The sequence below is a fragment of the Mycolicibacterium vaccae NBRC 14118 = CIP 105934 genome, from assembly GCF_001552715.1.
Taxonomy (GTDB): Bacteria; Actinomycetota; Actinomycetes; order Mycobacteriales; family Mycobacteriaceae; genus Mycobacterium; species Mycobacterium vaccae.
Window position 1 is genome coordinate 1 of sequence record NZ_BCRS01000333.1, and the last position, 1,560, is coordinate 1,560.

The following is a 1,560-nucleotide window of genomic DNA, read 5'->3' on the forward strand; positions in this document are numbered from 1 at the left end:
GCCATATGGTCGGCCGCGGCGCGGATCGCCTCCGCGCCGCGGTCGTCGCCGCGCTCGTAGGCCAGCGCGGCCTGCCGTAGCAGCTCGGAGATGGTGTCCCCGGCGGCGTGTGTGGTGGCCATGGTGTCCGACCTGGCGCCCAGCGCGCCGGTCAGCGCCGCATCGACGGCCGCAGCGATGGTGCCGTGCGACTGCGCAACCGAGCCCGGGGGAGCGGCCGACAACGCACCCAGCTCGCCGGCGACCCGCTGATGAACCTCACCGAGAGACCGCACAGCGCCGGGATCCACCGACAGTGGCTGGGTCATCGCACACCTCCCGATCACTCGGATCTGAGTTTAGGGCCGCGCGCCCGGGTGTCCTGACGGCAAAACCGGCGCGGTCAGGCCCGCCCGGCGAGCTCGGCCAGCGCGGCGCGACCGAACGCGCAGTCGAGGTCGTCGCACAGCCGCGACAGCGTCGCCCCGGCGCGCGGATCGCCTAACCGCATCCCGTCGACGGCGGCGCGCAGCGCGACCGCCTGCTGCCCGCCACGTTCGGCGGCCTTCACGGATTCCCGGGCAGCGGCGACGGCGCCGTGCGTGTCCTGCCGGGCCGCCGCGGTCCACGCCCGCGCCAGCGCGAGCTCGGGGGCGAACAGCATCGACTTCAGTCCGTGCCGGGACTCGGCGCGCGCCAACGCTTTCGCGGCCTCCACGGGCTGACCTGACCGGCCGAGCGCCTGCGCCAGCAGCATCCACGCCAGCGGACCCCACGAATACCCGGTCGGCGCAAGGGTCGCGGCCGCTTCCCGAAGCAGCGACACCGCGCGCGTCAGCTCGCCGTGGGCGATCAGCACGTCGGCGATCACCACTTCGCCGATCGCGCGGGCCGGCTGCCTGCGCCGTGCCAGATCGGTGATCCGCTCGGCCAGCTCGAGAGCCCGGTCGGGGCTGCCGGTCATCAGCAGCGCGGTGGTCTGGCCCAGCCCGCTGGTGAACCGCAGCAGTCCCGGCTGACCGGCGGCCAGCGCCCGCTCGGCCAGCGTGTCGACATCGGCGAACCGCCCCATCCGGGCCTTGCTCAACGCTGCCGCCGAGGCCGCCCAGCCGACGGCGGTCTCGTCTGCTGCCGGCGAGGAGAGCACCTCCTCGGTGAGTTCGCTTGCGCGGGCCAGGTTTCCGGCGTTCATCGTGAACGTGGCCGACAGCGCGTCGAGGGTGACCCGGGCAGCCGGGGAGCTCACCCGGCCGCGGGTGGCCCGCAGGAACGCGGTCGCGCGCTCCGGTTCGGACAGCATCCAGAACTGGTTGGCCGCGGTCGGCAGCGCCCACGCCATCAGCTCGTCCTCGCTGAGCCCGGCCGGGTCGATCTCGGCGAGCACCGCGTCGGCCTCCCGGCCCCGGCCCTGCCAGGCCAGCGCGTACCCGACGGTCAGGCGGGCACGGAGGTCCTGGGCCTTGCCCAGTGCGGCGCGGCCCAGCCGCTCACTGAGCTCCAGATCGCCCAGCCGCAGCGCATCACTCGCGGCGGCGCACATGTCGGGCTGCGGCAGCGGGCGGTCGCTGCCCAGCGCCAGCA

General features: G+C 74.8%; 1 protein-coding gene and 1 pseudogene. Both read right to left on the minus strand.

Features of this window, described 5'->3' with window-relative positions:
* Positions 1 to 308, minus strand: a 308-nt coding sequence (locus MVA01S_RS29790; protein ID WP_218006077.1) for a type VII secretion target, incomplete at its 3' end; no start/stop codon positions are given.
* A gap of 74 nt (positions 309 to 382) precedes the next feature.
* A pseudogene (locus MVA01S_RS29795) lies at positions 383 to 1,560 on the minus strand (AAA family ATPase); the annotation flags it as partial.